The sequence below is a fragment of the Stenotrophomonas sp. Ste86 genome (assembly GCF_024519465.1).
Lineage (GTDB): Bacteria > Pseudomonadota > Gammaproteobacteria > Xanthomonadales > Xanthomonadaceae > Stenotrophomonas.
In genome coordinates this window covers 40,140-65,476 of the sequence record NZ_JALJRW010000004.1, presented here as the reverse complement: position 1 = coordinate 65,476, position 25,337 = coordinate 40,140, and the positions used below count along the sequence as shown (strand labels likewise).

General features: G+C 67.2%; 22 protein-coding genes. 12 read left to right on the top strand and 10 right to left on the bottom strand.

What is annotated here, in order from left to right; all coding sequences use genetic code 11:
* Positions 1–5 precede the first annotated feature (5 nt).
* Both NR101_RS05530 and NR101_RS05525 read left to right on the top strand, forming a co-directional pair.
* On the top strand, positions 6–3,140 hold the full coding sequence (locus NR101_RS05530) for a discoidin domain-containing protein (RefSeq protein ID WP_256775639.1): 3,135 nt from the start codon (positions 6–8) through the stop codon (positions 3,138–3,140).
* Positions 3,140–4,069 (top strand): endonuclease/exonuclease/phosphatase family protein, encoded by a 930-nt coding sequence (locus tag NR101_RS05525; protein WP_256775588.1) that lies wholly within the window; start codon positions 3,140–3,142, stop codon positions 4,067–4,069. Before NR101_RS05530 ends, NR101_RS05525 begins: the two co-directional genes overlap by 1 nt.
* Positions 4,070–4,151: 82 nt before the next feature.
* Here the strand turns inward: NR101_RS05525 and NR101_RS05520 are convergent, their stop codons facing one another.
* Both NR101_RS05520 and NR101_RS05515 read right to left on the bottom strand, forming a co-directional pair.
* Entirely contained in the window at positions 4,152–4,580 is a 429-nt protein-coding gene (locus NR101_RS05520) for a hypothetical protein (RefSeq protein ID WP_256775587.1), read from the bottom strand.
* Between the two features lie 90 nt (positions 4,581–4,670).
* Positions 4,671–8,252 carry an Rne/Rng family ribonuclease gene (locus NR101_RS05515; protein ID WP_256775586.1) on the bottom strand — a complete coding sequence of 1,194 codons (3,582 nt, stop codon included), beginning with the start codon at positions 8,250–8,252 and terminating at the stop codon, positions 4,671–4,673.
* Between the two features lie 445 nt (positions 8,253–8,697).
* On the opposite strand from NR101_RS05515, the gene NR101_RS05510 reads away from it, so the two are divergent.
* Positions 8,698–9,636 (top strand): RluA family pseudouridine synthase, encoded by a 939-nt coding sequence (locus tag NR101_RS05510; RefSeq protein ID WP_256775585.1) that lies wholly within the window; start codon positions 8,698–8,700, stop codon positions 9,634–9,636.
* 137 nt (positions 9,637–9,773) lie between these two features.
* Here NR101_RS05510 and zupT read toward each other — a convergent pair whose 3' ends face one another.
* The 3 genes from zupT to NR101_RS05495 form a co-directional block, all read right to left on the bottom strand.
* Positions 9,774–10,583 (bottom strand): zinc transporter ZupT, encoded by an 810-nt coding sequence (gene zupT, locus NR101_RS05505; protein WP_256775584.1) that lies wholly within the window; start codon positions 10,581–10,583, stop codon positions 9,774–9,776.
* 92 nt (positions 10,584–10,675) lie between these two features.
* Complete coding sequence (locus NR101_RS05500; protein WP_256775583.1) at positions 10,676–11,092, bottom strand: energy transducer TonB; 417 nt, start codon at positions 11,090–11,092, stop codon at positions 10,676–10,678.
* 4 nt (positions 11,093–11,096) lie between these two features.
* A complete protein-coding gene (locus tag NR101_RS05495; protein ID WP_256775582.1) occupies positions 11,097–11,438 on the bottom strand; it encodes a 4a-hydroxytetrahydrobiopterin dehydratase in 342 nt (113 codons plus the stop codon).
* A gap of 102 nt (positions 11,439–11,540) precedes the next feature.
* Here NR101_RS05495 and NR101_RS05490 point away from each other — a divergent pair, with 102 nt between their 5' ends.
* Positions 11,541–12,140: an NfuA family Fe-S biogenesis protein gene (locus NR101_RS05490; protein ID WP_256775581.1), complete on the top strand. Its 600-nt coding sequence runs from the start codon at positions 11,541–11,543 to the stop codon at positions 12,138–12,140.
* 9 nt (positions 12,141–12,149) lie between these two features.
* Positions 12,150–13,892 (top strand): hypothetical protein, encoded by a 1,743-nt coding sequence (locus NR101_RS05485; RefSeq protein WP_256775580.1) that lies wholly within the window; start codon positions 12,150–12,152, stop codon positions 13,890–13,892.
* A gap of 319 nt (positions 13,893–14,211) precedes the next feature.
* Here NR101_RS05485 and NR101_RS05480 read toward each other — a convergent pair whose 3' ends face one another.
* Together NR101_RS05480 and NR101_RS05475 are read right to left on the bottom strand one after the other, a co-directional pair.
* Positions 14,212–14,664 (bottom strand): barstar family protein, encoded by a 453-nt coding sequence (locus tag NR101_RS05480; RefSeq protein WP_256775579.1) that lies wholly within the window; start codon positions 14,662–14,664, stop codon positions 14,212–14,214.
* Positions 14,661–15,122 carry a ribonuclease domain-containing protein gene (locus tag NR101_RS05475; protein ID WP_256775578.1) on the bottom strand — a complete coding sequence of 154 codons (462 nt, stop codon included), beginning with the start codon at positions 15,120–15,122 and terminating at the stop codon, positions 14,661–14,663. The genes NR101_RS05480 and NR101_RS05475 overlap by 4 nt, the downstream gene beginning before the upstream one ends.
* Before the next feature lie 247 nt (positions 15,123–15,369).
* Here NR101_RS05475 and NR101_RS05470 point away from each other — a divergent pair, with 247 nt between their 5' ends.
* A complete protein-coding gene (locus NR101_RS05470; RefSeq protein WP_256775577.1) occupies positions 15,370–15,981 on the top strand; it encodes a superoxide dismutase in 612 nt (203 codons plus the stop codon).
* A 76-nt stretch (positions 15,982–16,057) separates the two neighbouring features.
* Here NR101_RS05470 and NR101_RS05465 read toward each other — a convergent pair whose 3' ends face one another.
* Positions 16,058–16,861 carry an endonuclease/exonuclease/phosphatase family protein gene (locus NR101_RS05465; RefSeq protein ID WP_256775638.1) on the bottom strand — a complete coding sequence of 268 codons (804 nt, stop codon included), beginning with the start codon at positions 16,859–16,861 and terminating at the stop codon, positions 16,058–16,060.
* A gap of 221 nt (positions 16,862–17,082) precedes the next feature.
* Here NR101_RS05465 and NR101_RS05460 point away from each other — a divergent pair, with 221 nt between their 5' ends.
* Positions 17,083–18,645 (top strand): oligopeptide:H+ symporter, encoded by a 1,563-nt coding sequence (locus NR101_RS05460; RefSeq protein ID WP_256775576.1) that lies wholly within the window; start codon positions 17,083–17,085, stop codon positions 18,643–18,645.
* Positions 18,646–18,653: 8 nt separating this feature from the next.
* Positions 18,654–19,277, top strand: a complete 624-nt coding sequence (locus NR101_RS05455; protein WP_256777713.1) for a rhomboid family intramembrane serine protease — start codon at positions 18,654–18,656, stop codon at positions 19,275–19,277.
* 111 nt (positions 19,278–19,388) lie between these two features.
* Here the strand turns inward: NR101_RS05455 and NR101_RS05450 are convergent, their stop codons facing one another.
* Positions 19,389–19,565: a hypothetical protein gene (locus NR101_RS05450; protein WP_256775574.1), complete on the bottom strand. Its 177-nt coding sequence runs from the start codon at positions 19,563–19,565 to the stop codon at positions 19,389–19,391.
* Between the two features lie 306 nt (positions 19,566–19,871).
* On the opposite strand from NR101_RS05450, the gene NR101_RS05445 reads away from it, so the two are divergent.
* The 4 genes from NR101_RS05445 (at position 19,872) to NR101_RS05430 (ending at position 22,862) form a co-directional block, all read left to right on the top strand.
* Positions 19,872–20,186: a GNAT family N-acetyltransferase gene (locus tag NR101_RS05445; protein ID WP_256775573.1), complete on the top strand. Its 315-nt coding sequence runs from the start codon at positions 19,872–19,874 to the stop codon at positions 20,184–20,186.
* A 63-nt stretch (positions 20,187–20,249) separates the two neighbouring features.
* Positions 20,250–21,110 (top strand): DUF3298 and DUF4163 domain-containing protein, encoded by an 861-nt coding sequence (locus tag NR101_RS05440; RefSeq protein WP_256775572.1) that lies wholly within the window; start codon positions 20,250–20,252, stop codon positions 21,108–21,110.
* Between the two features lie 14 nt (positions 21,111–21,124).
* Entirely contained in the window at positions 21,125–22,243 is a 1,119-nt protein-coding gene (gene cfa, locus NR101_RS05435; protein WP_256775571.1) for a cyclopropane fatty acyl phospholipid synthase, read from the top strand.
* A gap of 94 nt (positions 22,244–22,337) precedes the next feature.
* Positions 22,338–22,862: a hypothetical protein gene (locus tag NR101_RS05430; protein WP_256775570.1), complete on the top strand. Its 525-nt coding sequence runs from the start codon at positions 22,338–22,340 to the stop codon at positions 22,860–22,862.
* Between the two features lie 95 nt (positions 22,863–22,957).
* Here NR101_RS05430 and NR101_RS05425 read toward each other — a convergent pair whose 3' ends face one another.
* Positions 22,958–25,129 carry a M3 family metallopeptidase gene (locus NR101_RS05425; RefSeq protein WP_256775569.1) on the bottom strand — a complete coding sequence of 724 codons (2,172 nt, stop codon included), beginning with the start codon at positions 25,127–25,129 and terminating at the stop codon, positions 22,958–22,960.
* Positions 25,130–25,337 lie beyond the last annotated feature (208 nt).

Genomic DNA, 25,337 nt, shown 5'->3' with positions numbered 1-25,337 from the left:
GGTCGATGGCGGCCCCGGCCGCCGCGCCGGCAGCGTTGCCGGCACCGAAGGTGCTGGACAGCTTCGACGACATGAGTCCGTGGAAACTGGTGGTGTCCGACCAGGTCAGCGGTTCGCTGCGCAGCGTGGTCGGCAGTGGCGGCGGGCGCGCGCTGTGCGTGGACTACGATTTTCACGACGTTTCCGGCTACGTCGGCATCCGCCGCGAGCTGGGCATCGAGTACCCGGCCAACTACCAGTTCGGCCTGCAGCTGCGCGGCGACTCCCCGTCCAACGACCTGCAGTTCAAGCTGATCGACGCCAGCGGTGACAACGTGTGGTGGGTCAACCGGCCCGGTTACACCTTCCCCAAGGCGTGGAGCAGCGTGCAGTACCGCGCGCGCCAGATCGAGAAGGCCTGGGGGCCGTCCAAGGAAACCACGCTCGCCCGCAGCGCCGCGATCGAATTCACGATTTACAGCAAGGTGGGCGGCAAGGGCACGGTGTGCTTCGACCGCTTGACCCTGCAGGGCCTGCCGCCGATGGATACCTCGGCGTTGACGCCGTCGGTGATCGCCGACACCGCCACCGCACTGCAGAGCCGCATCGCCGACGGCAAACCGGACACGGTGTGGATCAGCGGCGGCGTGGCCGAGCAGACCATCAGCCTGGACCTGCACAAGGTGCGCGAGTTCGGCGGTGCGGTGATCCAGTGGCTGCCGGGGCTGGAAGCCACCCGGTACGTGGTGCGTACCTCGCAGGATGGCCGTAGCTGGAAGGAAGTGCGCGAGGTGGTCGGTGGCGGTGGTGACCGCGACTGGCTGGCGCTGCCCGATACCGAGGCGCGCTACCTGCGTTTCGACCTCAAGGGCGGCCCGAGCTGGCGCTACGGCATCCGCGATATCAGCCTCAAGCCGCTGGATTTCGCCGACACCCCCAATGACTTCATCCGCTCGGTCGGTGCCGACCTGCCACGCGGTTCGGTGCCGCGCGGTTTCAGCGGCGAACAGCCGTACTGGACGCTGCTGGGCCTGGATGGTGGCCGCGAACAGGCGTTGATCGGCGAAGACGGCGCGCTGGAAGTGGCCAAGGCCAGCTTCAGCGTCGAGCCGTTCGTGCTGGTGGACGGCAAGAAGCTGCTGAGCTGGGCCGATGTGACCAGCAGGCAGTCGCTGCAGGACGATTACCTGCCCATCGCCAGCGTCGACTGGAGCCACGACAAGGCCGCGCTGCAGGTCACCGGCTTCGTGCAGGGCACCCCCGACAAGGCGCAGCTGGTCGGTCGCTACACCCTGCGCAACCCGGACAAGGTCGCCCACGAATACACCCTGGCACTGGCCGTACGCCCGTGGCAGGTCAATCCGCCCACCCAGTTCCTCAACACCGTCGGCGGCTTCAGCCGCATCGACAACCTGTCGGTGGAGGCCAGCGACGTCGAGGTCAACGGCACCCCGCGCGTGTACCCGGCGCAGGCGCCGGACGCCACCTTCGCCACCACCTTCGACAGCAAGCTGGACGTGGTGCACCTGGCCAGCGGCAAGCTGCCGACCACCACCGAGGTCCGCGATCCCACCGGCCTGGCCTCCGGCGCACTGGTGTACCGCTGGAAGCTGGAACCGGGCCAGAGCCGCGAGGTCGCGCTGGTGCTGCCGCAGACCGGCGCGTGGACCATGCCCAAGGACTTCGACGCGGCCAAGGCGCAGCAGACCGTGGCCTCGATGTGGCGCACCAAGCTGGACCAGGTGACCCTGCAGGTGCCCGCCGCCGGCAAGCCGCTGGCCGACACCCTGCGCACCGCGCTGGCGCACATGCTGATCTCGCGGATCGGCCCGAGCATCCAGCCGGGCACGCGGTCGTATTCGCGCAGCTGGATCCGCGACGGCGCGATGATTTCCGAAGGCCTGCTGCGCATGGGCCGCAGCGATGCGGTGCGCGAGTACGTCAGCTGGTATGCGCCGCATCAGTTCGACAACGGCAAGGTGCCGTGCTGCGTGGATCCGCGCGGCAGCGATCCGGTGCCGGAGAACGACAGCCATGGCGAGCTGATCTTCAACATTGCCGAGTACTGGCGCTATACCGGCGACAGCACCTTCCTGGAGGCGATGTGGCCGCACGTGCAGGGCGCCTACGGTTACATGGAGCAGCTGCGCCTGAGCGAGCGCACCGAGGAGAACCGCGCGCGCAACCCGGCCTTTTACGGGATGATGCCGGTGTCGATCAGCCACGAAGGCTACTCGGCCAAGCCGATGCATTCGTACTGGGACAATTTCTGGGCGCTGCGCGGCTACAAGGATGCGGCGATCATCGCCAGCACGCTGGGCAAGGCCGAGGCCATGCAGATCAGCGCCTCGCGCGACCAGTTCCGTGACGACCTCGCGGCCTCGCTGCAGGCGGCGGTGGCCCAGCACAAGATCGACTACCTGCCCGGTTCGGCCGAGCTGGGCGATTTCGACGCCACCTCGACCACCATCGCGCTGGCCCCGGGTGGCGAACAGGGGCGCCTGCCACAGCCGTACCTGGACAACACCTTCGAGCGGTACTGGACGCAGTTCGTGGAACGCCGCGACGGCAAGCGCGAGTGGAAGGACTACACCCCCTACGAGTGGCGCAACGTGGCCGCGTTCGTGCGCCTGGGCTGGCGCGACCGCGCCTGGCAGGCCACCGAGTTCTTCTTCAAGGACCGCGCGCCGCAGGCCTGGAACCAGTGGGCCGAAGTGGTCTCGCATACACCGCGCAAGCCGTTCTTCGTCGGCGACCTGCCGCATGCCTGGGTGGCCTCGGACTTCGTGCGCTCGGCGCTGGACATGTTCGCCTACAACCGTGATGTCGACGACAGCCTGGTGCTCGCCGCCGGCGTGCCGTCGCGCTGGCTGGATGGCAAAGGCGTGGCGATCAAAGGCCTGCGTACGCCGAACGGGCAGCTCAGCTACGCATTGAGCCGTAGCGACAAGCAGCTGGTGCTGGAGGTCGCGGCCGGCGTGGTGCCGCCGCAGGGCGGGGTCATCCTGCGCTGGCCGTACAGTGGCGAACCGGGCGACACCCTGGTCAACGGCGAACCGGCACAGTGGTTGAATGGCGAGCTGCGCATCACCCAGGTGCCGGCCAAGGTCGAGATCGACGTGCCGTCTTCGGTACGTCGCGCAGAACGCAAGGCACAGTAATGCGGACGTCTGCTTTCACTGCACGCGCGCGCTGTGCGTTTGTCCATGCCCTGGCCGTGGCGTGCCTGCTCAGCGGCGTCGTGCACGCGGCCGAGCCGACACCGGTTGCGGCGGTCACGACGGCGCCGGGTACGGCGGCCAGCGCCGGGCCGGGCATGAGCATGGTCACCTTCAACCTGCATCACGACCGGGAAAACTGGCCGGCGCGGCGCAAGGTGATCCTGCGCGAGCTGCAGGCGCTGCGCCCCGATGCGATCGCGCTGCAGGAAGTGATCCAGAAGCCGAACGTGCGCAACCAGGCCGCGTGGCTGGCACGTCGGCTCGGCTACGACTACCAGTTCGTGTCCACCGATCCGCCGGGGCGCTTCAAGCGCTATGGCAACGCGCTGCTGACCCGGCGCAAGGTGCTGGCGCGCAACGACCATCTGCTCGCGCCGCGGGGCGACTACCGCACCGTCGCGCATCTGCGCATCGACGTGGACGGCAGGCCGGTGAATGTCTACGCCACCCATCTCAACGAACGCTCGGACGAAACCGGCAGCCGCATCCGTGCCGAACAGGTCGCCGATCTGCTCACCTTCATTGCCGGTACCGCCGGTGATGCCCCGGTGGTGATCGCCGGCGACTTCAACGCGCTGGTGGATGCCGGCGACCTGAGCGCGCTGCGCAACCAGTACGGCGACAGCTTCGGCAGCGTGCACGTCAACAACGAACTGGCCCAGGTCAGTACGCTCAACCGGCACTATTACCAGGCGCCGTCGCGCATCGACCACATTTTCTTCCAGCAGGACCGGCTGCTCGCCCGCGAAGCGAAGATCCTGTTCGACCAGCCCTACGCCGAAGGGCGCTGGGCATCGGACCACTACGGGGTGTGGACGCGCCTGCAGTTCGCCCCGTCGCCGGGCACCCCGGCCGCCAGCACGCCCTGAAACGCGCCGACGCGGCGGACGGCCCGGTAGAGCCACGGCATGCGTGGCTGCATTCCACCCGGTGTCCGGAAACGCAAACGCGCTACGGAATCGCCTGCCCGCTGATCTTCTCCCAGGTCTGTCCATTGCGCGTCCGCCAGGTGCCGCCCGTGGCGCAGCAGCCGCCCGCACCGAACGCACGGCGACCCAGCACCGCAATCACTGCACCGTCCTCTTCGCGCAGCGACTGCCGCTCGCAGCCGGTAAAGAACGGATAGGGCTCCGGCGCCAGCACTTCGGTCAAGGTGACGTCCTGGCCAGGCCCGCGCGCGACCCCGAACACCTTGCAGTCCCGCGCCAGCAGTTCCACGGGCGCGCCGCCGAGTTGGCCGCGGAACCGATCCTCCGGCAATGCATCGCGTACCGCGATGGCCGCGTCGCTGAGGGGAGGCGCCGGCGCAGGGGCAGGGCGGCACGCAGCCACCGTGCAGAGCAACAACACACAGGCGGGCAGGGAGATGGATCGCAGCATCGGCCGAGCATGCCACAGCCTCCGTGATCCCCAAACGCAGACAGCGGCCCGAAGGCCGCTGTCTGGGTGTTGCGTACCGCGTGGGCGGGATCAGGCCTTGTCGTTCCTTTCCTGATCCTGCTTGTCGGTGGCGTCGGTCTGCGCGACATCGGTCGGGATGTCCTCGCGGGCCTCGGCCTGTGCGGCCTGGGCGGCTGCATCGGTGCTTGCCGGGGCGTCACTGGCGGCAGTGCCGAACAGCTGGCCGTTGTGCACCACCGGGGCGGCCTCGACACGGGCGGCCGGAGCCGGTGCCACCTTTTCCGGCGCTGCCTGGATCGGATCGACCGCGGCGTCGAGCATGCTCGACTGCACCGGACGGGCGTCGTGGCTGGCGTCGACGGTCACGGCGGCGGGTGCCGCCTCGACAGTCTTCGGCGCCTCGACAACCGGGGCAGCTTCAACGGCCTTCGGGGTCTCGACAACCGGAGCGGCTTCAACCGCCTTCGGGGTCTCGACAACCGGAGCGGCTTCAACGGCCTTCGGGGTCTCGACAGCCGGGGCAGCTTCAACGGCCTTCGGGGTCTCGACAACCGGAGCAGCTTCAACCGCCTTCGGGGTCTCGACAACCGGGGCAGCTTCAACCGCCTTCGGGGTTTCGACAACCCGGGCAGCTTCAACGGCCTTCGGGGCCTCGACAACCGGAGCGGCTTCAACCGCCTTCGGGGCTTGGACAACCGGGGCAGCTTCAACGGCCTTCGGGGTCTCGACCACCGGAGCGGCTTCAACCGCCTTCGGCGTCTCGACAACCGGGGCAGCGTAGGCAGCCTTCGGCGCTTCGGCATGCGGCGCGGCCGCCGGCTTCGGGGTCTGCACCACGGCCGGCGCCGGCGTCGGCGATTCCACGAACGGCACGCGGTCGGTGTACGACGGTGCGGCCGCTTCCGGGGCCGGGCTGGCCTCGGCGTGGCCGGCGGTCACCACCGGGCTGCTCACCACGGCCAGCGGTGCAGCGGCGGCGACAGCAGCCACCGGGGCCGGGCGCGGGGCCTGGACCGGTGCGGCCGGGGCCGGCGCATTGCCGCTGTCGTCGTCGAAGTCGAACTCCGGCTGTGGCTGACCGTTGTTGGCGGCCGGACGTTCGGCCCGGGCGGCATCTGCACCGTCCTGGTCGCCATCCTGGTCGTCACCGTCGTCGTCCAGACCGGCGTCATCGTTCAAGCCTTCGCTGCCCGTTGCCGAGTCGCCATTGCCACGACGACGGCGACGGCCACCGCGACGGCCGCGACGACGACGCGAGCCGCCATCACCGTTGGCGTCGTCGGCATTGCCCGGGCCGTCGGTCTGCTCACCGGCTTCACCGGTGGTCAGCGCGGCTTCCTCGGTCGCAGCGGAGGCTGCGTGCGGGGCACTGTCGTCCTGCTGTACCGCTGCATGCGGCGCGACGCCGTCGGCACCGGTCACCGCCGCGGCGGCAAGCACGGCGGCATCGGCGACGGGTGCGGCGGTGTCGACCGGCCTGGGCGCATCGGCCTGTGGCTGACGGGCCGGCCTCTCGCTGGCGGCCGGCTTGTCACCCTCACCCTGCTGCGGCTTGGGCTGCTGCGGGTTCTGGTTCTGGCGGGGCTGCTTCAGCTTGGGCTGCTGCTGTTCGTTGCGCGGCTGCTTGGGCTGCTGCTCACCGCGCGGCTTGCCCTGGCCCGGTGCCTGCACCTGTGCAGCGGCTGCGGCCGGTGCGGCCACGTCCTGGCGACGCTCGTCGCGGCGCTCGTTCTTGCCGCCACGTTCGCCACGCTCGGCGCGGTCCTTGTTGCCGCGGCCCTGGGCCTGGCCCTGACCGTTGCCGCCACGCTCGCCACGCTCATCGCGACGACCGCCGTTGCGGTCCTTGTTGCGATCCTTGTTGCGGTTGTTGCGGTTGCCGTCCTGGGCAGGACGACCGCTCGGCTGCGGTGCAGCGGCCGGGGCCGGCTCGCCGCCGAAGATGCGCTTGAGCCAACCGACCACGCCGGTGGCGGCCGGTGCGGCCACCACTACAGGGGCGACCGGGATCGGCGCGGCTTCCGGTTCCGGCGCTTCGCGCACCGGGGCCGGCTGGCTGTGCTTGACCTGGGTCACCACCGGGGCAGCCGGGATGTTCAGCTGGGCCTTGGTCAGCGCGTGTACCGGCAGCTTGCGCGGGGTGCCGCGCTGGTAGCTCGGCTTGCCGCTTTCTTCGCCCAGCTCGTTCTCGCGCAGGCGGGTGACTTCGTAGTGCGGGGTATGCAGCTGTTCGTCGGCGACGATCACGATCGGCGCGTCATGGCGCTGTTCGATCTCGCGCAGGGCGCTGCGCTTCTCGTTGAGCAGGTAGTTGGCGATTTCCACCGGGGCCTGGACCAGCACCTGCCCGGTGTTCTCCTTCATCGCATGCTCTTCGGCCACGCGGATGATCGACAGCGACATCGACTCGACGCTGCGCATGCGGCCATGACCGTCGCAACGCGGGCACACGATCTGGCTGGATTCCCCCAGGCTCGGACGCAGGCGCTGGCGGCTCATTTCCATCAGGCCGAAGCGCGAGATGCGGCCCAGCTGCACGCGCGCACGGTCGTACTTGAGCGCGTTCTGCAGGCGGTTCTCGACTTCACGCTGGTGCTTGTTGGAGGCCATGTCGATGAAGTCGATGACCACCAGGCCGCCAAGGTCGCGCAGGCGCAGCTGGCGGGCCACTTCTTCAGCCGCTTCCAGATTGGTCTGGAAGGCGGTGTCCTCGATGTCGCTGCCCTTGGTGGCGCGCGAGGAGTTGACGTCGATGGCGGTCAGCGCTTCGGTCTGGTCGACCACGATCGAGCCGCCGGACGGCAGGCGCACGTTGCGCTCATACGCGCCTTCGATCTGCGATTCGATCTGGAAGCGGTTGAACAGCGGGATGTCGTCGGTGTAATGCTTGAGCTTGCGCAGGGTCTGCGGCATCACCTGCTGCATGAACTCACGGGCGGTGTCGTACAGCTCCTGGGTGTCCACCAGGATCTCGCCGACGTCGGCGCGCAGGTAGTCGCGCAGGGCGCGCACGATCAGGCGCGACTCCTGGTAGATCAGGAACGCGGCCGGCTTGGTCAGCGCCGCTTCGGCGATGGCCTTCCACACCTGCAGCAGGTAATCCAGGTCCCACTGCAGCTCTTCGGCATCGCGGCCGACGCCGGCGGTGCGGATGATCACGCCCATGTCGTCGGGGATGTTCAGCTTGTCCAGCGCTTCCTTCAGCGCGGCGCGGTCTTCACCCTCGATGCGACGCGAGACGCCGCCGGCAGTGGGCGAGTTCGGCATCAGCACCATGTAGCGGCCGGCCAGGGAGATGAACGTGGTCAGGGCGGCGCCCTTGTTGCCACGCTCTTCCTTGTCGACCTGGACCACCACTTCCTGGCCCTCGCGCAGCAGCTCGCGGATGCCGGCCTTGTTCGGGTCGACGCCAGCCTGGAAGTAATCGCGGGAGATTTCCTTCAGCGGCAGGAAGCCATGGCGGTCGGCACCGTACTCGACGAAGGCCGCTTCCAGCGAAGGTTCAAGGCGCGTGATGCGGCCCTTGTAGATGTTCGACTTCTTCTGTTCCTTGGACGGCTGTTCGATGTCGATGTCGTACAGCGTCTGGCCATCCACGATGGCTACCCGCAGCTCTTCGGCCTGCGTGGCATTGATCAGCATTCGCTTCATTCTTGCGTTCCTCGCGCGCTGCTACCGCGCGGAACGCCATGGGGTTTCGCTTCTGGTCACGCTTCGTCGCCCATCGCGCAGGCGCGGGGAGGGCGGCTTGGGTTTCCAGCGCTACAACACCACGGCAGGCCGCGGGAGCGCTTCATTTGTTTTGGTTTGGGTGTAACGGGGCCGGAGGCAGCTTTCAGCCAGGCTGGAGCGCCACAGGGACATGTTTTTCAGCTCAGACGCTTGTCAGGCATCCGGCGATGGCCGGGACCGCCGGTGAGCCGCTAACATGGCCGCCCCGGGGGCGGTGGCTGCGCACTGTGCCGGAATCGAGGGAAGTCGGGCTTCTGGCCCAGAGCAACTTCCAACGAAATCAATCCCTTATCTCGCCCGCCGAGTGTAACAGAATAAAAGGCCAATGACCGTTACCGAGCCCACCCCGAAAGCCGCTGAAGCCATGACCAGCGTACGTATCCTCACTGTCCCGGCCGACCGGGCAGGGCAACGCCTGGACAACTTCCTGCTCGGCCAGCTCAAGGGTGCACCGCGCAGCCTGATCTACAAGCTCGTCCGCAGTGGCCAGGTCCGGGTCAACGGCGGCCGCGCCAAGGCAGAGCGCAAGCTCGAGCCCGGCGATGAGGTGCGCGTGCCTCCGGTCCGTCTCAATGAAGAAGGAGATAAGGCCGGTCCGCCCGCCGCGTTCATGAAGCGGCTGGAAGATGCCATCGTGTTCGAAGACGATCGGCTGCTGGCGCTGAACAAGCCGTCCGGCGTGGCCAGCCACGGCGGCAGCGGGATCAGCTTCGGCGCGATCGAAACCCTGCGCGCGCTGCGGCCCGGCAAGACCCTGGAGTTGGTGCACCGGCTGGACCGGGACACGTCGGGGCTGCTGATCGTGGCAAAGAAGCGCTCGGCGCTGAGCGAGCTGCAGGCGCTGCTGCGTGAAGACCACGGCTCGGGCATCCGCAAGCACTATCTGACCCTGCTGGTGGGGCGCATGCCCGACGGCACGATGACCGTGGACGCGCCGCTGCATGTGGGGCTTCGCCAGGGCGGCGAGCGTCACGTCCAGGTCAATCCGATCGGCAAAGAATCGATCAGCCACTTCAAGGTCCTGGAGCGCAAGGGCGGGCATTCGTACTGCGAGGTGCGCATCGAAACCGGCCGCACCCACCAGATCCGCGTGCACGCCCAGCATCTGGGCCATCCGGTGGCCGGTGACGACAAGTACGGCGATCCGGACGTCAACAAGCGCCTTCGTGACCAGATCGGGCTGAAACGCCTGTTCCTGCACGCGGCCTCGCTGGAGTTTTTCCTCGACAACGGCAAGACCCCGTACCTGCTCAACGCGCCGTTGGCCGACGAGCTGGCCGAGGTGTTGAACCGGTTGAAATAAACCCCAGGTACCGGCCGTCGGTTGACGGCCAACGGTAGTGCCGGCCGCTGGCCGGCTCCCCGCATGCCCCAACCAAAAGCAGCCGGCCAGCGGCCGGCACTACCGTTGGTGCGTGCCGGGGGTGGCCGGGTGGGGTATCACCACTTGAACAGCACCAGGCTGACTGCCAGGCTGCCCATGCCCGCCACCAGCCCGTAAACCGTTTCGTGACCCTTGGCGTAGCGCTTTGCCGCCGGCAGCAGTTCGTCCAGGGCCAGGAACACCATCACCCCGGAAATCAGCCCGAACACCCAGCCGAAGGTGGCGTGGTTGAGCACGCCCGACAGCGCGAAATAGCCGATCACCGCCCCGACCGGCTCGGCCAGGCCGGACAACAGGCTGGCACCGACCGCGTACCCTTTGTTCTGCGTGGCGAAGTACACCGGCACCGCGATCGCGATGCCTTCGGGAATGTTGTGGATGGCGATGGCGAAGGCCAGCGGCATGCCCACCGACGGGCTCTCCAGCGTGGCGAAGAAGGTGGCCAGGCCCTCGGGGAAGTTGTGTGCGGTGATCGCGATCGCGGTCAGCATCCCGACCCGCTTGATGTAGGCCTTGTTGTTGTCGCGGAACAGCGGGTCCTGCTTGTCCAGGCTCTCGTGCGGGTTGGGGATCAGGTGGTCGATGACCACGATCAGCAGCACCCCGGCCAGGAACGCCGCCGTGCCGTAGGCAAACCCGAGGCGCGCATCGTAGGCCTGGGTGAACGAGTCGATCGCCTTGTTGAGGATCTCGGTGAGCGACACGAACACCATCGCCCCGCCGGCGAAGGCCAGCCCGAACGCCAGCAGGCGCGGGTTCGGGCGGCGCGAGAACACCACCATCAAGCTGCCGATGCCGGTTGCCAGGCCGGCGGCCAGGGTCACGGCGAGGGCCACCCATACGTGTTCAGCCGAAATGTCGAGCATGCGCCGCAGCGTCCTTGTAGAAGTGCAACGCGCCCCGGGCGGGGCGCGTGAAGGAGAGGCTTGCGGCGGCTGGCCTCATAGGACGACGGCGCTCAGCCGCCGCGGCGGAGCCGCTCTTCCACCGCGAAGCACTCGTCCGGCTTGGGCTGCGGCGGGTTGAAGCTGACCGGCACCTGGATCGTGGTCGACACGGTCTGGCCGTTGCGCGTGGCCGCCTTGAACTCCCAGCCTTCGACCGCCTTCCTGGCCAGCTCGTCCAGCTGGGCATTGCCGCTGCCGGTTACCTGCGCCACCTGGCTGGGCTTGCCGTTGGCGGCGATCACCACCTTGAAGGTGCTGGTGCCGCCGATGCCCTGGCAGGCCAGTTCGATCGGGTACTGCGGCGGCGGGGTCTTCACCGCGGCCACGTCGGTGGGCGCGGCGACCGGTGCGGCCGGGGTGGCCGGCTTGTTGCAGCCGGCCAGGCTGACGAGGGCGAGGCTGGACAACACGAGGCACTGCAGTTTCATGGAATCACTCCGTCAGGCTCGAGGCCTTGGCTGCGCAGATGAAGTCGTTTTCGCTCAGGCCGCCCACATCGTGGGTGGAGAAGCGCACCACGGCCCGGTCGTAATGCACGCCCAGGTCGGGGTGGTGGTCTTCGCGATGGGCCACCCAGGCCAGCGCGTTCACGAACGCCATGGTCCCGTGGTAATTGTCGAAGCGGAAGGTGCGGGTAAGCGCCTGGCCCTGCTCGGCCAGTGCCCAGCCGGGAATCTGCGCCAGCAGTTCGGCCACCCGGGCCTCGCCCAGCTTGTGGTCGCTGCCCTTGCGCGGCACGCAATGCGCCTGCGCCAGCGGAATCAGGTCGGCCATGAAATCCTCCACTCCCTTTCGTGTTGCAAGATGCCTGAACGATGCGCCGGACGGTGTATAAACCGAATGAGCGCATAACATGTAAGTGGCTAGAATAGCCCGATGATCCAGATATCCGACACTGCCCAGACCTATTTCCGCAAGCTGATCGAGCGTGAGGCCGTGCCCGGCATGGGCGTGCGCCTGAGCGCCGTCGATGCTGGCACCCCGCGTGCCGACGCCCGCCTGGAGTTCGCCGAGCCCACCGACCTGATGGGCGATGAGTGGGCGGTGGACTGCGATGGCTTCACCCTTTACGTCGATGCCACCAGCGTGGGCTGGCTGGACGGTGCCGACATCGACATCGTCAGCAACGCCACCGGTGGCCAGCAGCTCACCATCAAGGCCCCCAAGATCAAGGGCGAAGCCCCCACCGACGCATCCTCGCTGGTCGAGCGCGTGCGCTGGGTGGTGGAGAACGAAGTCAATCCGCAGCTCGCCTCCCACGGCGGCAAGGTCGCGGTGCAGGAAGTATCCGCCGATGGCGTGGTGCTGCTGCGCTTCGGCGGCGGTTGCCAGGGCTGCGGCATGGCCGATGTGACCCTCAAGCAGGGCATCGAGAAGACCTTGATGGGGCGGGTACCCGGGATTACCGCGGTGCGCGACGCGACCGACCACGAGAGTGGCAACGCGCCGTACATTCCGCGCGGCACCGCCGCCTGATTCCGCTGCGTGCCACTGCGCCGGGCTGACGACATCCTCGAGTGGCTGCTGGCACGCCAGCCGGACAACCGCATCCTCGAAAAAACCACGGGCCTGCCGTATGGGTGGGGCCTGTGGCTGCGTGCGCTCACCCCGCTGCCGCGGCCGTTCCGTGCCAGTGAGGTTATCGCCGAGCTGATCCAGCGGCCATTGCCGGTGTCCAGCGGCCGTCTGCCGCAGCTGGGTTTCCTGCAGTCGATCCGACGCCTGCTGTGGCAGGGTTGGGACCCGGCGCCGCGCGACCAGCGCTGGATGCGCTGGAGTTCGGCCAGCATCAGCCTCTTGTTGCATGTGCTGTTTGCCGTGCTGCTGCTGTGGGTTGCGCTGATCCGGCCGCCGGTGGAGCCCGAGCAGGGCGGCGAGAGTGGCCGCGTGCAGGTGGCCCTGGTGGGGCGTGGCACGCCGCAGGAAGAGGGCGGTGGCGAAGCGACGCCGGATGCGGCAGCACGTGCCCCGAGCAATGCACCGGCCAGCGAACCGGACGCAGCGGCCAGCAGCCCGCGGGCGTCGGCGTCTGCATCGGCCCCGCAGCCGAGTGCCGAGCCCACGCCACCCGAGGTGCCGCAACCGACGCCGCCCAGCCCGGTGACGCCGCCGGTCGAGCAGCCGGTGCAGGCCACCGAAGTTGCGCAGGCGTCCACGGATTTTGTCGTGCCGCCCACCAGCGTGGTGCGCACCGAGGTGCGGGTGACGCCGCGTGAGCCGCAGGACATCGCCGTGCGCGAGCGCACCGTCACTACCGTCGAGGCGCCGACCCCGCGCACCAGCGTGGCGGTGCCGCGGCCGGCCGAACCCCAGCTGCGCACGCCGGAGCCCACGGTGCGCGAGCGCCAGGTCAGCGTGGTCGAGGCGCCTGCGACCACGGTGCGCGTGCCCGGTCCACGCGTGGAGGCCACGCTGCCCCAGCGCGAGCTGCAGGTGCGCGAACGCGAGGTCCAGCCCGTCACGGCGCCATCGGTGACGATGGCGACGGTGCCGCAACGGGACGTCACCGTGAGCGGCAGGTCGACCGAGGTTGCAGTGCGGGAACGCAGCGTGCCCACGCCAGCCGCGCGGCCGGCACCGGCGTCGACCAGCACCGCGCCGCGCACGGCGAGCGCGACGTCCACCGCGACGGCGACCACGCCGAGCACCAGCAGCAGCCCCTCGACCGCGCGCGCCAGCACCCAGCCCGCCGCGAAGCCGGCGGCGAACCCGGGCAACTGGGCCGCGCCGACGCGCGGCGACGATTGGGGCGCGGCCAACCATCCGCAGGATCGCGATCTCGACGGCCGCGCCGTCGCCGATACCGGCAGCCACGGCGACAGCCTGTTCAAGGCCGACGGCAGCGTGCGCGTGCCTGGCCAGGACGGCAAGGGCACCACCGAGCGCGGCGCACCGGGCGGTGACAAGGACGGCTGGACCAAGGAGCGCATCGCCCAGTCCGGCACCTGGCTCAAGCGCCCACCGTACGACTACACCCCGACCTCGTTCGACAAGTACTGGGCGCCCAACGAATCGCTGCTGGCCGAATGGGTCCGCAAGGGCATCAAGGCGGTGGAGATTCCGATCCCGGGCACCAGCTCGTCGATCTCCTGCGTCGTCTCGATCCTGCAGTTCGGCGGCGGCTGCGGCCTGAGCGATCCGAACATGCAGGACCAGCCGGCGATCGCGCGTCCGCCGCCGGACATCCCGTTCAAGAAAGAGCTGCAGGAAGACAACGGCAGCCGCTGAGGCCCCGCCGCATCGGCGGGGGTAGCGCCACGCCATGCGTGGCTGCCCTTCAGTCAGGCCTTCCGACCCCCGGGTAGAGCCACGCCATGCGTGGCTGCCCTCCGGTCAGGCGTTCCGACCCCGGGTAGAGCCACGCCATGCGTGGCTGCTCTCCGGTCAGGCGTTCCGACCCCCGGGTAGAGCCACGCCACGCATGGCGTGGCTCTACCGGTCGGGCGTTCATGGCACCTGCCAGCCACGCATGGCGTGGATTTACCGGTCGGGCGTTCATGACACCTGCGAGCCACGGATGGCTTGGCGCCGTCGATCGGGCGGGACGTTATGGCTCCTGTTCCGCGTCCGCATCCACACTTACGTCGGCATCCTGCAACGCCACGAACGCCCAGAACGGCACGTTGGTTTCGCCCCAGCTGCGGCTGGCCTCGTCGAGCACGTCCAGCAGGGTGTCGAAGTCGGCGCCGGCCTGCGCACGCAGCGCGTCGGCGTCGTTGAAGAACAGGGCATAGCCGTTGGCGGGCAGCCAGGCCAGGTCGCGCAGGTTGTCGCTCAGTGCATCCCAGTTGCCGCCGAAGCCGGTGGGGAAGTCCAGTCGCCCGGCCAGCCGCGTCAACAGCATCCGCTTGTCCTGGCAGCCGTCCAGGTCGATCTGCACCACGCGCAGGCCGGCATCGCGCATCGCGGCCGACAACGGGCCCACATCGCCATTGCCGATCGCATACACGCCGGCATTGTTGATGTCGTGCAGGCCCAACTCGAATCCATCATGGTTCATTGCCAGCTCCCGGCCGGTGGAACATCGAAACTGCGAAAGGTCTCGTAGTGGTCGTCGCTGTAGAACCAGCCGGTCGGCGGATTGCCGCCGGTGACGATGCGACGCGCACCGCGGTTGCCGGCACCGGGGGTGTCGACGGTGTACTCGTGGTAATAGCCGCGCGGCCGCTCTGGCAGGCGCTGTTCGCGGTTGCCGAACACGCTGCCGTCCTGCCGATGCGGGAACGGTCCGCCCTGCTGGATCAGTGCGATGGTGCGGCGTGCCTCGGGCGGGAGGAACGGCGGCAACGGATCGTGCTTCACCCCCTGCGTCCCGGTAGCGAGTGGTGCGTTCGGTGCCGCCGGCTGGGTCAGCGATGGAGCGAACTGTGGCGCCGGGGGACGCTGCGCGAATTTGATCGTGGCCAGGCCGCCGATCAGCAGCGCGATGGCGACCAGCAACAGCAAGGGCTTGCGCATGGGCAGGGTGGGGCAGGGAAGGTGGCCACTACTGTACCGTCAACCGTGCGCCGGGCGATGAGGCGCAGCCGAACAACGACCCATCCACGCCACGCTGCCGTCACCGTTGCGTAACATGGTGTGCAGAGGCTGCATGCGCGAGCCCAGATTTCCTTTACATGGGCCTTGGTAAGCTTGCCGTCCATCCCCATCATCGTCAGCGCAACGCCCGGTCTTTGCCGGGTGAGTGAGCTACCAGGAGATCCACATGGCCTATACCCTCCCCAAGCTGTCCTACGCCTACGACGCACTCGAGCCGCATATCGACGCGGCCACGATGGAAATCCATCACACCAAGCATCACCAGACCTATATCAACAACGTCAACGCGGCACTGGAAGGCACCGAATACGCCGACCTGCCGATCGAAGAACTGGTCAAGAAGACCAAGTCGCTGCCGGAAAACCTGCAGGGCCCGGTGCGCAACAACGGTGGCGGCCACGCCAACCACAGCCTGTTCTGGACCGTGATGTCGCCCAACGGCGGCGGCGCACCGGTCGGCGAAGTGGGCAAGGCCATCGAGTCGCAGCTGGGTGGCTTCGAGAAGTTCAAGGAAGCCTTCACCAAGGCCGCACTGACCCGCTTCGGCAGCGGCTGGGCCTGGCTGAGCGTCACCCCGGACAAGAAGGTGGTGGTGGAAAGCAGCGCCAACCAGGACAGCCCGCTGATGGACGGCAACACGCCGATCCTGGCGCTGGACGTGTGGGAGCACGCCTACTACCTGAAGTACCAGAACCGTCGCCCGGAATACATCGGCGCGTTCTTCAACGTGGTCGACTGGAACGAAGTCGAACGTCGTTACCAGGCCGCGATCGCCTGAGCGATCCAGCACGGTAGATGACAAAACGGCCAGGCAGCGATGCCTGGCCGTTTTCGTTGCGGCACCGCGCCGTGGATCAGGGGGCGCTGACCGGCACCGGTGACTGCAGCCGCAGCGTGGCCATCACCCCCAGCCGCAGGGCGCCCTTGTCGGCATCGCTGCCTTCGCTGGCCGGCAGCTTCAGCGCCTGCTGGCCGATGCCCTCGAAGTGCTTGACCTGGAACAGCACGTCCAGCCCGTGGCCGCGCGCGCTGCCGGCCGCCGACGGCGGGTCGACCCGTTCGCCGGGATTGCGGCGCGCCGGCTGGAAACCTGGCGAGCTGCGCACCAGTTCGGCGGTGTCGGCCGAGAAATCGCCGGCGATCAGCGAGGGCAGGCCTTCGGCGGTGGCGCCGATCCAGGTCATCAGGTCGCTGGTCTGGTGGCGGCGCACCAGCGGCTCGTCCGGGTCAGGGCGCAACCGCGCGACATAGATGTTGATGAGTTCTTCCTGCAGCTTCACCCGCAGCATGCCGGCGGCACTGAACTGGCCCGGCGGATGCAGCAGGGTGACGCCGTCTTCGCTGACCGGCAGCCGGGTCAGCATCGCGCTGCCATGGCGCAGTGCCTGGCTGGGCGGATCGGCGGTGACGAAATCGCAGCTGTAGCGCAGCCGCGAGGCCAGCCAGCAGGCCGGGTTGCGGCCCTGGGTCTGCAGCACGCGCTGCACCGCGATCACGTCCGGCTGCAGCGCGTCGAGCATCTGCAGCACCTGGTCGCGGCGCTGCTCCCATTGGCCCTCGCCCAGGGTGGGCAGTTCCAGGGTGGCCACCTTGAGCAGACGCGGTGCGTCCTCGGACTGGCGCGCATGCGCCTGCGCGGCCGATGCCGCCAACAGCATCAGCAGCAGCCAACCCGGCCAGCGTCCCGTGACAGCAATGGAGATCATGCGCATAACGATAAGTTTACGCTTGCGCCGTCGAGGCTTCGTGACTTCCGTTGCGATCTGCGGCGATCCGCTGCCATGTTCGCCGTCTACTGTCACGTAGGGGCGCAGCGTGCGCCGCTCGGGGGCTTCCGGTAAGCTCCCGCACTTTCGTATTCGCAGGACAGCCCCATAGGATGAGCACGATCGCAGCCGCCAGCCCCGGCAAAGGAAAGTTGCCAGGCCAGATCCCGTACATCATTGGCAATGAGGCCTGCGAGCGGTTCAGTTTCTACGGGATGCGCAACATCCTGGTGCAGTTCCTGATCACCTCGCTGCTGCTGCAGGAGATCACCGCCGAAGGCCGTGCGGGCGAGGCCAAGGACATCATGCACAGCTTCATGATCGGCGTGTATTTCTTCCCGCTGCTCGGTGGCTGGCTGGCCGACAAGTTCTTCGGCAAGTACCACACCATTTTGTGGTTCAGCCTGATCTACTGCGCCGGCCACGCCTGCCTGGCCGTGTTCGAGGACAGCCGGGAGGGCTTCTTCCTCGGCCTGGGCCTGATCGCGCTGGGCGCCGGCGGGATCAAGCCGCTGGTGGCCTCCTTCATGGGCGACCAGTTCGACCAGAGCAACAAGCATCTGGCCAAGGTCGTGTTCGACGCCTTCTACTGGATCATCAACTTCGGCTCGCTGTTCGCCTCGCTGCTGATCCCGCTGGCGCTGAAGAACCTGGGCCCGCAGTGGGCATTCGGCATCCCGGGCATCCTGATGTTCGTGGCCACCTTCGTGTTCTGGCTGGGACGCAAGCGTTACGTGCTCGTGCCGCTGCCGCCGAAGGACCCGCATTCGTTCGGCAACGTGGTGCGTAGCGCGCTGTCGGCAGAGGTCCCGGGCAAGGGCCGTCCGGGCCGCACCCTGGCGATCCTCGGCGCGGTGCTGGCGGTGGCCTCGCTGGGCCTGGTCGGCAGCCTCGGCATCGTGATCTGCCTGTGCATCGCGCTGGTGCTGCTGCTGGTCGGTATCGGTGGCGGTACCTGGATCCAGCTCGACCGCGCCCGCGCGGTGCACCCGGCCGACGCGGTCGAAGGCGTGCGTTCGGTGCTGCGGGTGCTGGTGATCTTCGCCCTGACCACCCCGTTCTTCTCGCTGTTCGACCAGAAGGCGTCCACCTGGGTGCTGCAGGGCCAGCAGATGGCCATGCCGAGCTGGTTCACCGCCTCGCAGATGCAGGCGCTGAACCCGCTGCTGGTGATGATCCTGATCCCGTTCAACAACCTGGTGCTGTACCCGGCGCTGCGCCGCTTCGGCGTCGAGCCCACCGCGCTGCGCCGCATGACCGTGGGCATCGCCTTCAGCGGCCTGGCCTGGGTCGTGGTCGGTGGCATCCAGGTGATGATGGATGGCGGCAACGTCATGTCGATTTTCTGGCAGATGCTGCCCTACGCATTGCTGACCTTCGGTGAGGTGCTGGTCTCGGCCACCGGCCTGGAGTTCGCCTACAGCCAGGCGCCGCAGGCGATGAAGGGCGTGGTCATGAGCTTCTGGAACCTGACCACCACCATCGGCAACCTGTGGGTGCTGCTGTCCAACGCTGCCGTGCGCAACGATACGGTGACCCACAAGATCGCCAGTACCGGCCTGAGCGAGGCCGCGTTCCTGATGTTCTTCTTCGCCGGTTTCGCCTTCCTCGCCGCGTTGGCCTTCGGTTGGTATGCCAGGCGCTATCGTATGGTCGACAACTACCGTACGGCCTGAGCCCTGACATGACCCCCGTCAACCTGCTGCTGATCGCCATCACCGTCATCGTGTCGTGGATGGCGTTCAAGAATCGCAAGCTCGGCGACCGCCTGATCCTGTGGCCGCCGGCGGTGGACCGCCTCCGCCAGTACGACCGCCTGGTGACCTACGGGTTCATCCACGCGGATCTGGCGCACCTGGCGTTCAACATGATCACGCTGTTCTTCTTCGGCGGCCAGATCGAGTCGGTGATGATCCAGCTGACCGGCAGCTACCTGACGTATCCGGCGTTCTATCTCGGCGCGCTGGTGATGTCGATCCTGCCCAGCTACCTGAAGAACCAGAAGAACCCGAACTACCTCAGCCTGGGCGCGTCGGGCGCGGTGTCGGCGGTGTTGTTCGCCTTCATCCTGCTCAGCCCGTGGAGCGTGATCTTCGTGTTCTTCATCCCGGCGCCGGCGATCATCTACGCGGCGTTCTATGTGGGCTACAGCATCTGGATGGACCGCCGTGGCGGCGACCGCATCAACCACAGCGCGCACCTGGCCGGTGCCGCGTTCGGGGTGATCTTCATGCTGGCGATGCGCCCGGCGATTTTCGAGCACTTCCTGCGCGAGCTGAGCAACCCGAGCTTCCGTCCGCTGGGGTGATGCCGGGATACCGCCGTACCGATCCACGGTCGGCACCTGCCGGGTCCAGGAACGCCGGCAGCAGCCGGCGGAAGGGCGCGACCGTGGGTCGTGCCCCCTGCAAACGACGCGTTACGCTACTTTCTTGCCGTCGGTGCCGTACGCGCTGAGCAGGCGGGCGTAGACCTCGTTGTCGATCTGATCGAATTCCCAGCCGTTGGTCTGGCCGTTCACGGCCAGCTGGAACAGGCCTTCCAGCAGCGAGCTGTCGGCATCGGCCGGGGCCGGGGAGGTAGGTGCGTTGTCCATGAGGACCTCCTGGTAAAACGGATTCGGGCAGGCAGGTGTCGCAAAACTCGTGCCAGCTTTCACGCCCTGTCCGCTACCGGTATCGGCTTGAACCAACGAGACTTTAGCGGCGCCCAGCACCGCGCTTTGATGGCGGCATGGCGATGACCGGCCGCGTGGCAAGGCGCCGGTGCCCCCGTCCTGCCCGGGCAGGGCACGGGGTCCGGAAGTGACGCTCAGCGTCGCTGCTTGCCCCTGTTCAGGCTTCACGCGATCATGGCGCTACGCTGCGCACTATCGCGTCAGTTGCCGCAGGAGACACCGCCCATGGCTTCGGTCACCCCGCCCGGATTGGCGTACGAGGTGGAGCACGATCTGGCCAACCACCGTTTCCAGGCCCGGATCCAGGGGCACCTGGCGCTGCTGGACTACCAGATCACGTCGCTGAAACGACAGAAGCGGATGGTCATCACCCACACCGAGGTGCCTGAGCCGATCGCCGGGCGCGGTACTGCCGGGGAGTTGACCAAGGTGGCGCTACGCTATGCGCGCGAACACAAATACAAAGTGGTGCCGGCGTGTGCCTACGCCGAAGCCTTCATGCAACGACACGAGGAATACGACGACCTGCTCGCCGGTTGACCGCGGGCGGTCTCGCTTCAGGGACGACACACCATGATGCTGGGTTTCAACAAGGGGATTGCAATGAACATCGTAGTAAACCGTCGCGCGCTGCGCGCCAGCGCGTTGGCCATGGCCGTGGGCCTGGTGCTGGTGGCGGGTTGCAAGCGCGACGCGGGCGACACCGCCACGGCACCGGCCGATGGCGCGACCGCCCCGCAGCCGGCGAACATTGAAACGCCTGTCGCCGCAGCGCCGGTTGAGCTGCGCGACGTGATCGAAAACACGCCGCAGGCCGTCATCGGGATCAGCTACCCGACCGATATCGCCAAGTACCCGGGCCTGGCCAAGGCCTTGGCCGATTACGCCACTGCCGCGCGCGGCGAGTTGCAGCAGGCCGTCGATGGTCTGGGCAACGACAAGCCGACCATGCCCTACGAGCTGTCGCTGAGCTTCGAAAAAGTGCTGGAAACCCCGCAACTGGTGGTGGTGAGCGCCGATGGCAGCCGCTACACCGGCGGTGCCCATGGCGAGCCGCTGGTGGCGCGCTTCGTGTGGCTGCCCGAACAGCAGCAGATGCTCACCGCCGACAAGCTGGTGGCAGATGCCAAGGGCTGGAAGGCGGTCAGCGATTACATCGGTGACCAGCTGCGCGAGCGCGTGGCCACCCGCTTGAGCAGCGAAGACATGGAGCCGGGCCAACTGCAGGAATCGCTGCGCAGCGCCAGCCGGATGATCGCCGACGGCACCGAGCCGAGCGCGGAGAACTTCAGCCAGTTCCAGCCGCTGACCGGCACCGATGGCAAGATCAGCGCGGTACGCTTCGTGTTCCCGCCCTACCAGGTGGGGCCGTATTCGGATGGCACCCAGACCGTGGATGTGCCGGCCAACGTACTGGCGCCGCATGTCGGTGCGGCGTATGCGGGATTGTTTGCCCAGGGCTGATCGACGGAGGCGACGTGGACGCGGGACTGCAACGACGAGTGACGCTGTTGCTGCACGACGCGGGAATCACCGTCGACGGTGACCGGCCGCATGACATCCACGTCCATGACCCGCAGTTCTACACGCGGGTCATGGCTCACGGCTCACTCGGCCTGGGCGAGAGCTACATGGACGGCCAGTGGGACGCCGCCGCGCTGGACGACTTCCTGTATCACCTGATGCAGGCACACCTGGACGATCGCGTGCACGGCTGGCGCGAAGTCGCCGACGCGCTCAAGGCGCGTCTGTTCAACCTGCAGGCCGGCAATGGCAGCTTCGAGGTTGGCAAGCGCCACTATGACCTCGGCAACGACCTCTACGAAGCGATGCTTGGCCGCCGCCTGGTCTACAGCTGTGGCTATTGGCGCGATGCGATGGACCTGGATGCGGCGCAGGAAGCCAAGCTCGACCTGATCTGCCGCAAGCTCGGGCTGCGCCCGGGCCAGCACGTGCTCGATATCGGCTGCGGTTGGGGCGAAGCCCTGAAGTACGCCGCCGAACGCTACGGCGTGTCCGGCGTGGGCATCACCATTTCCCAGGAGCAGGCCGACTACGCGCGCCAGCTGTGCGCCGGGTTGCCGATCGAGATCCGGCTGCAGGATTACCACGACGTCGAAGAAACCTTCGACGCGGTTTTTTCGGTCGGCATGTTCGAGCATGTCGGCGACAAGAACTACCGCGGCTACTTCGAAATGGCGCGGCGCTGCCTGCACCCGCACGGCCTTTTCCTGCTGCATTCGATCGGCAGCAATATCTCGCGGCATCGCACCGATCCGTGGATTACCCGCTACATTTTCCCCAATTCGATGCTGCCCTCGGCGGCGCAGATTACCGCCGCGTGTGAAGGATTGTTCGTGCTGGAGGACTGGCACAGTTTTGGAACCGATTACGACCGCACGCTGCAGGCATGGCGATTGAACATCGAGCAGGCGTGGGGCGGGCTTGACCCGCAGCGCTACGACGCGCGCTTCAAGCGGATGTGGCGGTTCTACCTGGCGGCGTCGATGGCGAGCTTCCGCTGCCGGAATTCGCAGTTGTGGCAGTTGGTGTTGTCGCCCAACGGCGTACCGGGTGGGTATATCGCGCCGCGGTGATGGCGGCGGCGCAGATGCCCCAGTCCTGCCGGCCTGGCGGTCGATCAGGGCTGCTTCGGCGACCTGTGCAAAGCAGGATCCGAGAACACGGTTGATGCGTCATATCAGGCTTCAATATTGCTCTTGCCACTGTCAGCTTGATCGCCACTGTGACGCCGCGCTGTTGAACTCAATCCATGTGATTCGTCGGTTGTCGCCGAAGCAGGCAGCCAACTACGATGTGTTCATGACCTTCGACGACGTGACCGTGCTTGACGCCCTTCTGGCCGCTGGTCAGCGGGTTCAATCTGCCTTCGCAGGAGCATCCGATCCGGAGGGAGCGCTGCGGTCTGCGCATGAGTTTCTTGCCAATGCACTGGGCCACCATCCTGATGATGCGCGGTTGCTTACCGCGTTGGGGGCGGTTGCATGCGATCGGGGTCAGCACGAGCAGGCGCTTGCGCCGCTGCGACGGGCGCTGGCGTTGGGCAGCCGGGACAAAAATGCCTACTTCAACCTGGGGGTGGCGTTGATCAACCTGAGCGAGCCGGCACGCGCGAAGACGGCGTTCACCCGAGCCTGCGCGCTGTCGGCATTGTCCTGCACGTGGGAAGCGTACTTTGATCCACAAGCCCATTGATGGGGGGGGGGCGGGATCCTCTCACGTGATCGGCAACAAAAAACCGCCCGGCACTGCCGGGCGGTCCTGTTTACACGCGTCGTTGAATCGAACGCTTACTTCTTGCCATCACCACCGGTCAAACCACGCTTTTCCAGCAGCGGTTCGATCTGCGGCTCATGCCCGGCGAAATTGCGGAACAGTTCCATCGCATCCACGCTGCCGCCCTTGGACAGCAGGGTCTGGCGGAAATGGTCGCCGTTCTTGCGGCTCAGGCCACCGTTTTCGCGGAACCACTTCTGGGTGTTGGCATCGAGCACTTCGGACCAGATGTAGGCGTAGTAGCCGGCCGAGTAGCCGCCCATGATGTGGCTGAAGTAGGGGGTCTTGTAGCGCGGGGGGACCGGCGCGTAGTAGATGCCGTCCTTCTCCAGCGCGGCGCGCTCGAAGGCCATCACGTCCTTGGCGGCCGGGACCTGGTCCGGACCGATCTGGTGCCAGCGCTGGTCCAGCATGGCCGCACCGAGGTACTCGGTGGTGGCAAAGCCCTGGTTGAACTTGGCCGCGGCGATCACCTTGTCCAGCAGTGCCTGCGGCATCGCGGTGCCGTTCTGGTAGTGCTTGGCGTAGTTCTTCAGGATGGCCGGGTTGTCCGACCACATTTCATTGACCTGCGAGGGGAACTCGACGAAGTCGCGCGGCACGGCCGTGCCGGAGAAGTACGGGTACTTCACGTTGGAGAACATGCCGTGCAGGGCGTGGCCGAACTCGTGGAAGGTGGTGGTCACTTCATCCCAGGTCAGCAGCGAGGGCTGGCCGGCCGGCGGCTTGGGGATGTTGAGGTGGTTGGCCACCACCGGCTTGAAGCCGGTCAACTCGGACTGGGACACATAGGAGTTCATCCAGGCGCCGCCGCGCTTGGAGGCGCGTGCATACGGGTCGAAGATGAAGATCGCCAGCTGGCTGCCGTCGGCATCGAACACGTCATAGACGGTGACGTCGTCGTGGTAGACCGGCAGGTCGGTGCGCTGCTTGAAGGTCAGGCCGTATTCCTGGTTGGCGGCGAAGAACACGCCGTTTTCCAGTACGTTCTTCAGTTCAAAGTACGGCTTGAGCTGGGACTCGTCGAAGTTGTACTTGGCCTGGCGCACCTTCTCGCTGTAGAAGGCCCAGTCCCACGCTTCGAGCTGGAAGGTAGGCTTGCCGGCAGCCTTCTGTTCCTTGTCGATCATGGCCTGCAGGTCGGCGGCTTCGCGCTTGGCGTTGGCCACCGCAGCCGGGGCGAGCTGGCCGAGCATGGCGTTGACCGCTTCGGGGGTCTTGGCGGTCTGGTTGGTCAGGTTGTACGCGGCGAAGTTGGCAAAGCCCATCAGCTTGGCCTTGTCGGCGCGCAGCTGCATGATGCGCGAGACCAGCGCGGTGTTGTCGAACTCACCGCCGCGGCTGCCGCGGGTGACGGACGCTTCGTAGATCTTCTGGCGCAGCTCGCGGTTGCGCAGGTTGGTCAACGGCGGCTGGCCGGTGGTGTTGAGCAGGGCGATGACGTACTTGCCATCCAGCTTGCGGGCCTTGGCGGCTTCGGCGGCGGCAGCGATCTGCTCGGCGGACAGGCCGTCGAGCTGCTTGACGTCGTCCACCACAACGGCCGAGGCATTCACTTCGTTCTGCACGTTCTGGCTGAACTTCGTGCCCAGGTTGGCCAGCTCGGCGTTCATCGCCTTGAGCTTGGTCTTGTCGGCATCATTGAGCTTGGCGCCGGCGCGGACGTAGCTGTCGTAGTACTTCTCGACCAGGCGCACGCCTTCGGCGTCGAGGCCGAGCTGGGTGCGGGTGTCGTACAGGGCCTGGATGCGGGCGAACAGCTTGCCGTTGAGGGCGATGGCGTCGCTGTGGGCGGCGAACTTGGCCGAGTAGTCGGCCTGCAGCTTCTTGCGGGCGTCGTTGGTGTCGGCGCCGACCAGGCTGAAGAAGACGGTGGTGGCGCGGTCGAGGGTGTCACCGCTCTTTTCCAGGGCAATGAGGGTGTTGTCGAAGGTCGGCTTGGCCTTGTTGTTGGCGATTGCCTCCACTTCCTTCAGCTGCTGGGCCATGCCGGCGTCGAAGGCGGGCGCGAAGTCGCTGTCCTTGATCTTGTCGAACTGCGGGTAGTGCAGGGGCAGGGGGCTGTCGGCGAAGAACGGGTTGGCCTGCTGGGCGTTGGCGGCCACGGGGGCGGCGGCGACGGCGGAATAGGCGGGCAGGGCAAGGCCGAGGGTCACGGCGACGGCAAGGGCAAGGCGGGTGGTCAAGGGGAATTCTCCGGTCAGACAAGTGCACGAGGTTACCCCGGCGCGATGGCGTGGGGCTTGTGTCGAAAGGCATGGGATTGCGGGTTGGAGCAGGCGTCGAATCGCTTGACGTCCGATTGCTGTGTTGGAACCGCAGGTGCCGCCCGCTGGCCTCCTCCGCATGAACCCGAATCGGTAGAGCCACCCCATGGGTGGCTGCTCTCGGCAG